Here is an 8,094-nt window from a genome sequence, read left to right as displayed (position 1 = left end):
GCCTGGTCAAGCGCGGGCACACCTGCGACACCTGGGATTTCGTGCTCGAGGGCGGCGGCAAGTTCGACGGCACGCGCGCGGTCATCGCCACCTGCGACCAGAGCGGCATGGCGGCCGCGCTGCGCGCCGCCGCCGACATCTACGCCGCGCTCGGCGACGAAGCGCAGGCGGCCCGCTACCGCGGCGAAGCCGAGGCCTATCGCCGGCGCGCGGTGGACCTGCTGTGGGACGGCGAGAAGTTCGCGCACCACCACCACCTGCACCCCTTCGATCACGGCGACTTCGACGAGACGACCCAGCTCGCCATGGGCAACACGTGGGCGATGACGCGCGCTATGGCCGACCATGACCAATGCGTGAAGATCATCGAGACCTACCGCCGCCACCAGCAGCGGACGGGCGACCGCTATCCCTGGTGGTCGCTCGATCCGCCATACCCCAAGGAGCTGGGATACTTCCCCGGCGACGACTACCTCAATCCGGGCGGGTATGTCAACGGTGGACTCATGCCGTGGGTGGGGGGCGCCCTGACCACCGCCTGCTTCGAGCACGGCCGCGAGCGCTGGGCGCTCGAGCTGCTGGCGGACTACGCGGAACTGGTCTATCGCGACGGCGGCACCTACACTTGGTACTGGCCGGACGGCCGGGCCGGCTTCCGCACCGCCAACACGACCCCCCACGACGGCTGGGGCATGGGGCATTGGGTGGAGGCGTTCACGCGGGGGCTGGTGGGGGTGGTGGTCACCGCCCCGCGGATGCGCACCGCCCAGGTGTCGCCGCGATGGGCGGCGTCCGAGGTGCGCGGCGCGCGGTGCACGATGCACTTCCCCGCGAGTGAGGCGTATGTCGCCTACGACCTGCGCATCGGCGGCGATGCGATGGAAGTCCTGCTCACCGGCACCTGCGAGGAGGTCAGGTTGCGGCTGCTCCTGCCGCCGGGCAGGCCCGCGGGCGCGACGACAATGGACGGAGAGTCCATCGCCGTCAAGCACGACGTGGTCGAGTCAAGCCGTTACGTCGAGATAGCCGTATCCGACCTGTCCCGCGTACGCCGCCTGCGGGTGGAGCTGGCCGCCGGGAGCTAGGGCTGCGGACGGTTCGGCGACGGCCGCGACCACGTCGTTTGGCTGCGCATGATCCGGGTCAGAGCTCCCCGCCCTCGGCTTGCTCGAGATGACGGAACTCCTCGGGGATCTCCAGCTTCGCCGTGCCCGCCCCGCAGCGGTCAATGCTCTCGACCACATTGCGGAGCGCCGAATAGGGGAAGCTGACGAAGACAACGTCCTGCGGGAACTTCTCCATCCGCCGCGCGGTGACGTCGCCGAAGGTGACGTTGACGCGGCCGGTTACCAGCGGATAGGTCACCGCCGAGCGGCACAGCGAGCCGGTCGGGTCGCAGCGCATGGGCGCGCCGTCGAGGTAATACGCAAGGTTGATGAGCCGCGCGGCTTGCCACCCGTTGCCCAGGAAGACCGTGACATCGGGCGGCAGGAGCGCCTGCTCCAGCGGCGCGAAGACGATGCACTCCGCGGCGCCCAACGGGGGCTTGGCCTCGCTCATGGCTTGCGCGCGCAGGATCGCCGCCGGGCAGGCGAAGAGCTTCTCGCCGTTGATGAGGAAATCGCGCAGCGCCTGGGCGCGGTTCGGGGGCTGCGCCCCCAAACCGAGATAGTGGGTGCCGCCGGGGCAGCGCGAGGTCCCGGCGGTGAGGATGAATGACTCGCCCGCCGCCACGTTCTTCAGCAGCCCGCACACGCTGCACTTGCGCGCGCCTGGCTTTTCGGGCGCCCGGTCGGCGTAGGTTATCGCCACCGGGCTGCCGGACAGCTCCAGCACTTCCTTGAGCCGACGTCCCCATGCTTGCCATTCCATGATCCTACTCCGTTGCGCGTTGGCGACCGGGGCCAGCCTCGCGACCGCCGCTGCTCCCCTCGCCGCGCGCATTCTACCTCGCGCATCGCGCTGCGTCAAACGCCGGGGGCTCGCCGTCGGCTTGCGAGGGCGCAACCGGTGTGCTACCATGGCGCAACCGCGAGGAAACCACGGCCGAGCCTACGTCGCCAAGGCGGCGTCGGCCAAGGGCGGTTGCACATGAGCATGGAACGCGACATAGACGCATTGCTGGAGCACATGCGCTCCGCGCGCCAGGTGTCGGCGCACACGCTGCGCGGATACGGGAGCGACCTCGGCCAGTGCGCGGGGTTCTTGCGTCAACGGTTCGGGGTGCGGTCGTGGCAGCAAGCGGAGCCGGCGATGCTGCGGCGGTTTCTGGCCGCGCTACACGCCGGCGGATACGAGCGCGCTTCACTTGCGCGCAAGCTGTCGGCGCTGCGGGCGCTCTACAAGCACCTCTCTCGGCGCGGGGCGCAAGGCGACCCGACCATCGGCATTCGCGCCCCGCGCGCGCGTCCGCGCCTGCCGGCGTTTCTCTACCCCGAGGAAACACGGGAGCTGTTGCAGGCGCCGGCGGCGGACACCCCGTTGGGCCTGCGCGACCGTGCCCTGCTGGAGCTGCTGTACGCCACCGGGATGCGAGCGAGCGAGATCGTCGGGCTCGACTTGGGCCAGGTGGTCAGCGGGGCGCGCGAGCTGCGGATCAAGGGCAAGGGACGGAAGGAACGCATCGTGCTGTACGGATCGCACGCGGCGCGGGCGCTGGCGGAGTACCTGGCGCGGGGGCGGCCGGCGCTGCCGGGGGGCGCGGGGGACGGGGAAACCGCGCTCTTCGTCAATCGCGGGGGCACGCGGTTGAGCGATCGCAGCCTGCGGCGGCTGGTGCACAAGCACGTGATGCGCACGAGCGCGCGCCGCGGCATCAGCCCCCACGCGCTGCGCCACACCTTCGCCACCCACATGCTGGAGGCGGGAGCGGATCTGCGGACGGTGCAGGAGCTGCTGGGACATGCGCGCTTGGGCACGACGCAGATCTACACCCACGTCACGCGCTCGCGCCTGAAGGAGATCTACGACCGCGCGCATCCGCGCGCATAGGGGAACCACCGGGCAGCGAATCCAGGGCGGCGAGAAGCGTGGCGGGGCGACAGTGATCTCTGTCGCCCCGCCAACTTCGTCCCTCTACTTTTTCTTTGCCGCCTTCTTGGCCGTCTTCTTGGCCGGAGCCTTCTTGGCGGCAGCCTTCTTGGCCGGAGCCTTCTTCTTTGCCGTGGCCATCATCTCACCTCCTTCCCTGCGCTGACCTACCTGCGTCGCATGAAGCGCTGCGGTGTTACTCAGCGCTTCGCCTACCATAGCGCCATTGACGCTGGCGCGGTCGGCCCCAGTGACGCCGGTCGCCCAGAGAAAAGACCCGTATAGCGGCCAGCGGCTGCACCGGACAGTTCTTCTCGCACTCGCCGCAACCGGTGCATACATGTTCATTCACGACCGGTCGCTTTTCTCCTTCTACGATTTTCCAGTCTATTGCATCATATGGACAGACCTCGTCGCACACCAAACACGTCTTGTCCGCGGCCCAGACGATGCAACTGCTGCGATCAATGATCGCCTGCCCGATGAAGATCGCCTCCTTGTCCTGGACGCGGAATGGTTGGATGGCATGCGTCGCGCACACGGCGCCGCAGAGATTGCAGTGCTGCGAGCAAGGTCCGATGCGCGGCACCAGCACCGGCGTCCACCATCCATCGAAGCCCGCCTCCGCGAGCGCGGGCTGCAGGCCGTTGGTCGGGCATGCTTTGACGCATTGCTGGCAGCGAACGCAGCGGTCCAGAAACTCCGGCTCCGGCAGCGAGCCCGGCGGGCGAATGAGGTGCGCATCCGCGGACGGATTGCCGATGACGGTCGAACGCGACTGCGGCACCGTCTGCGCCATCGCCGCCCAGCCCAGCCCCATGGCGCCGAATGCCAGCAGGCGCCGCCGTGACAGATCCAGGCGCGCCTCGCTGCCGGCGCGCCGCGCCTGGGGCCGGAACCGGATCGCTTGCTCTGGGCACACGACGGTGCACTTGTAGCACTGGATGCAGTCGCCGATGCGATGGCGCTTGGGGTCTTCGTCGTCAATGGCCCCGGTGGGGCATTCCAGCACGCAGCGCATGCAGGAGGTGCAGCGGTCGTTGACGCGGCGCCGAATCAGCGGCGCCCGCGAGATCACCCCCAGCAGGGCTCCCAGGGGACACAGGTTCCGGCACCAGAAGCGCTTCTCGACCGCGCCCAGCGCCAGCACCCCGACGAATATCATCAGCGCCAGCCAGCCCTCGCGGAACACCGCCGGCTGGGGCGGCAGCAGGCCGAGGGCCGCGGGCAGGTCCAGCCGCCGCAGGAGCGACGAGTAGGCGTCGGCGATCCCGCCGATCCTGCCGATGGCGCCTATCAGTGCTGCCATCGGCGCGAAGAGGGCGAGGGTCGCGGTGCGCGTCAGCAGCACCATCGGGTCCAGCAGGTAGGCCGCCTGCGCGCCAAACAGGGAGCTCGCCACCACCGCCGCCAGCGCGTAGTACTTCCAGCGCCGCCGGGGAGCCGCGGGCCGCCGCCGCGCGCGGGCAAAGAACAGCCGGTCGGAGACATCAATGCAGGTGCCAAGCGGACAGATCCAGCCGCAGTACGCCCGGCCGGCCAACAGCGTGAGGACGATGACTGGCAGCGCCAGCAACGCGACGGCCGCGACCCAGGCGCGCGCGGCGAGCAGCGCCGTCAGTACCACCAGGGGATCGGTTTGGAGGAAGATCGCCACCGGAGCGACCAAGCCGCTTGGCCACACGGTGAGCGCAAACAGCGACAGAAACGCGGCAATGAAAAGCCCCTGCGATACGCGCCTGACGGTAGCGGCTCTAGGCCTGGACATGTTTGGTCTGGACTTTGCCGAGGTCCATCTCGCCCACCCCGAGCTGGTGCGCCAGTTCGACGTGCGGCACCTCCCGCGGCTCGAGGCCGAGCAACGTCGCCGCGTAGGCGTCCATCGCCACCGGGTCGAACCCGGCGACCACTTGCCCCACGTCGCTGGTCTTGCCCGGGCCCTTGGGGCCGTTGCTCAGCAGCACGCGATTGGCGTCGAGAATGATGAGGTCCGGGCGCAGGGCGGTGGAGAAGTCGGCGACGCACTGCTGCAAGTCCGTCTGGTGCCAGTACTGGCGATTCCAGATGGCGCCCATGAGGTTCTTCATGGAGGCGGTGATGACGGCGGCGGAGTGAACCTTGGCGATGGGCGCGTTGATGACGACGTCGGCCTCGATGATCTCGCGCATCACCTGCTCCGACGACAGCGTCTTGCCCTTGGGGACCCTCAGCTTGACGTAGCCGCGTTGGTCCTGCGCGGCCACCGCTTCCCCCCCGGCGGCGGCGGTGGCGGCGCCCAGGCCGGTGATGTCCCACACCAGCCGCGGCGGGGTGTCAATCATGTGGTCGGCGACGATGATGCGAGCGGCTCCCTGCTGCTTGCAGAGCCGGATGAGTTCGGAGACCACGTGGGGGTTGGTGGTTGCGGCCTGCTCCGGCGAGCGCTGCCAGGCCGCGTTGGGCTTGATGACCACGACCTGCCCCGGCTTGACGAAACGCCCCATGCCCCCGAGCGCGCCCACCGCGGCGCGCACCCGCGCTTGCGCGTCACCGCCCGCGGCCACCGCCAGCAGCGGCGCGGCCTGCATCACATGCGCCGGCAGTCGCGGCTCTGCCGCCTCCGATGCGGTCGTCCCCCCGCCGCGCTTGGCGGCGCAGCCGCCCAGCAGGGCAGCGGCGCCGGCGCCGACCACCCCCCGCAGGAAATCACGTCTGCGGATCCTGTCTGTCACCTGGACCGTCCTCGCTGGCCCTCATCTGTATCCGCGCTGAGATCGGGCCGCCGGTTCATGCGCCGCGGCGGGCGCCGCGGCCGGCCGTGGCCACACTACCGTCGGTTATACCCACATGCAGGGGTGGTGTCAATCCGAGCTGTCGCCCACGGTCGGACGGGAGCGATTGATTGTCTCCCCTCGGGGGAGTTGTCCGCCGTCTGTATGGTGCAGGCGGAGCAGTTGCGGACCACAGGGCAGTCAGGGCGGAAGCTGGTTCCGAAGCAGGCTCCGACGGTTGACATCAACCAAAGGGGGGGGCTTATAGTATGCGCAGTCAGAGTCGTTCAGGCGAAGGGAGGTGGTGACCATGAGCAAGACAACGCGCATCCCGAGAGAGATCGGTCATCACCTGCCTGCACGGCCTGGAGCCATGCTCACCTGAGTTGGTCTCCATTCACGAATCACGGCACGCCACGGGCCCGCAGGTCTGTGGCGTTTTGCATGGTCGGTTCTTCTCGGGAATCCCTCGATCAGACACAAAGGGCTTTGGCCCGAGGAGAAACGATGGAAGACCATGCCTACACGAAGTCCACGCCGGTAGTCGTCGAGCCAAGGGACAACCTCGCTGAGCATGCCGAGGACCTCCTCATCGCTCGCTATCATGCCGGCATCGCCGACCACGGTTTCCAATGGCCGGCGGTTGGCATCACCCTTGAGGATTTCCGCGACCAGGAAGGCATCGTCGCCCGCATTGGCGGAGGAGTCGTAGGGCGAGCGATTCTGGACCGCGAGTTCTACCCGCTCGCGGAACTGGTCAACTTGGAAGTCGCTCGTGCCTACCGGGGGCGGGGCGTCGGCAGCGCAATCGTGAGTCATGCGATAGAGCGTGCCGCGCGTTCCGGCTTTCTGGCGATCCACGCTCAGGTCTTCAGAAACAACGTGGCGGCGCACCGCCTGTACGCGCATCATGGCTTCCTGCCCGCCACCCAGGGGGAGATGCTGCGCATCTGGAAGTTCCTGAACTTCCCCGTCCTCGCCCAGTTTTCTGATGACCACCCAATGGCCCTGTTGGATAGCGTCGCTGGCAGCGAACCACACACCCACCTGTTGCGTTGGCACGATCCTCTCGGCGAAGACGAACTCGAGGTAACCCTCACCGGCGGTTCCTGCCAGTTTGACAGTGAAGGCGTGGGGCCCGCGGTCTCTGCCCTCAGTCTGCGCTCATCTGAGGTTCGACTGGCGGCGAGAGTTGACGCAATCCCGCCTGTTCGAATCGGAGAGACTGTCGCAGTCAGTCTGAGCGTGGCCAACAAAGGGAGCGGGGAACTGGCAGGGGGGTTCCGGATCGGCCTCAACACAGGCTTCCGAATCGCCGGGGGACATCCGGGCGGGGAGCAGTTCTCACTTCCACCCGGAGCCAGCCTGGAGCGGAAAGTGACGGTCGAACTCACCGACTCCTTTCCGGCCCACCTTCTCCGCATTTCCTCCTATCAGTCTGTGCCAGTGAGCGTTGATTTCCTGCTGGGTGATCACACCTTCTGGCTGGCCGCGCAAGCGCCAGTGAGCGACCCCACGAAAGGGGTGTGACCGCGAAAGGTTGGGATCACCCTGGGCGCGCCCCGACGAGTCGGGGCGCGCCCAGCCGTTTCCGAATCCCGATCTATCGGGGCCCTCGGCTGGGAATGGGCGGCCACACGGGGCCACCCGTACAGCATGGCGACCGTTCCCACTGTTCGAGGTCACACCCTGGGAGCTCGGGCCGCTTGCGAGCCTGGGCGAATTGGGCTATACTTGGCTTGCGAGTATGGTGCGGGATCGGGGCCCGCAGAAGGCGTGCAACCAGATGGGTTCACTAGGCCCCCAGGAGATCATTCTGATAATGGTCGCTGCGCTGCTGCTGTTCGGGGCCAAGCGGCTGCCGGAGTTGGGCAGGAGCCTCGGGCAGGGGATGCGCGAGTTTCGCCGCTCCCTGAGCGGAGCGGAGGAAGCGGACAAGGACGAAGACCGGAGCAAGCGCTCCGACCACAACGGCTAGCGGCCGCTCACCACCCGCACCGCCCGACGAGACCTACGTGCTGTGTCAGGCTTGGTTTGACGGATTCCAGGGTAACCGCCGACGGACGCCGACGCACGCCGACAGAAGCGCGGCTTCAATCCGCGTCCCCACCAGCGGTGGGCAAGCATCTGCGTTCATCTGATGTGGTTCCACATCAAGAAAAGATTGACAGGGCAATAGCCTATACTCCGGCCATTTCTTGAAGCAACGGATGGCGCAAGCGTGCGAGCACGTCTGTTTTTCGACGAAGGGCGTTTTTGCCCATGAGCGAGAAAATCCAGGCGAGCAGCGCCGCCGCTTGCAGCGCGCGGCGCA

At 67.8% G+C, this 8,094-nt stretch carries 7 protein-coding genes; 4 read left to right on the top strand and 3 right to left on the bottom strand.

Annotation, left to right across the window (positions count from 1 at the left end):
• The coding region (locus VM221_06340) for a hypothetical protein (GenBank protein HUT74436.1) at window positions 1–1,085 on the top strand (1,085 nt) is incomplete at its 5' end.
• 58 nt (window positions 1,086–1,143) lie between these two features.
• Here the strand turns inward: VM221_06340 and VM221_06335 are convergent.
• Window positions 1,144–1,872: a DUF169 domain-containing protein gene (locus VM221_06335; GenBank protein HUT74435.1), complete on the bottom strand. Its 729-nt coding sequence runs from the start codon at window positions 1,870–1,872 to the stop codon at window positions 1,144–1,146.
• A 219-nt stretch (window positions 1,873–2,091) separates the two neighbouring features.
• Between VM221_06335 and VM221_06330 the strand changes: the two genes are divergently transcribed.
• Complete coding sequence (locus tag VM221_06330; protein HUT74434.1) at window positions 2,092–2,991, top strand: tyrosine recombinase XerC; 900 nt, start codon at window positions 2,092–2,094, stop codon at window positions 2,989–2,991.
• A gap of 235 nt (window positions 2,992–3,226) precedes the next feature.
• Here the strand turns inward: VM221_06330 and VM221_06325 are convergent, their stop codons facing one another.
• Window positions 3,227–4,798 (bottom strand): 4Fe-4S dicluster domain-containing protein, encoded by a 1,572-nt coding sequence (locus VM221_06325; protein HUT74433.1) that lies wholly within the window; start codon window positions 4,796–4,798, stop codon window positions 3,227–3,229.
• A complete protein-coding gene (locus tag VM221_06320; GenBank protein HUT74432.1) occupies window positions 4,785–5,741 on the bottom strand; it encodes a DUF362 domain-containing protein in 957 nt (318 codons plus the stop codon). Before VM221_06320 ends, VM221_06325 begins: the two co-directional genes overlap by 14 nt.
• A 546-nt stretch (window positions 5,742–6,287) precedes the next feature.
• Between VM221_06320 and VM221_06315 the strand changes: the two genes are divergently transcribed.
• Both VM221_06315 and VM221_06310 read left to right on the top strand, forming a co-directional pair.
• Entirely contained in the window at window positions 6,288–7,310 is a 1,023-nt protein-coding gene (locus VM221_06315; GenBank protein HUT74431.1) for a GNAT family N-acetyltransferase, read from the top strand.
• A 256-nt stretch (window positions 7,311–7,566) separates the two neighbouring features.
• Window positions 7,567–7,758, top strand: a complete 192-nt coding sequence (locus VM221_06310; GenBank protein HUT74430.1) for a twin-arginine translocase TatA/TatE family subunit — start codon at window positions 7,567–7,569, stop codon at window positions 7,756–7,758.
• The last annotated feature ends 336 nt before the right edge of the window (window positions 7,759–8,094 follow it).

This window comes from Armatimonadota bacterium, assembly GCA_035527535.1.
GTDB lineage: Bacteria > Armatimonadota > Hebobacteria.
This window is presented reverse-complemented; position numbering and strand designations above follow the sequence as displayed.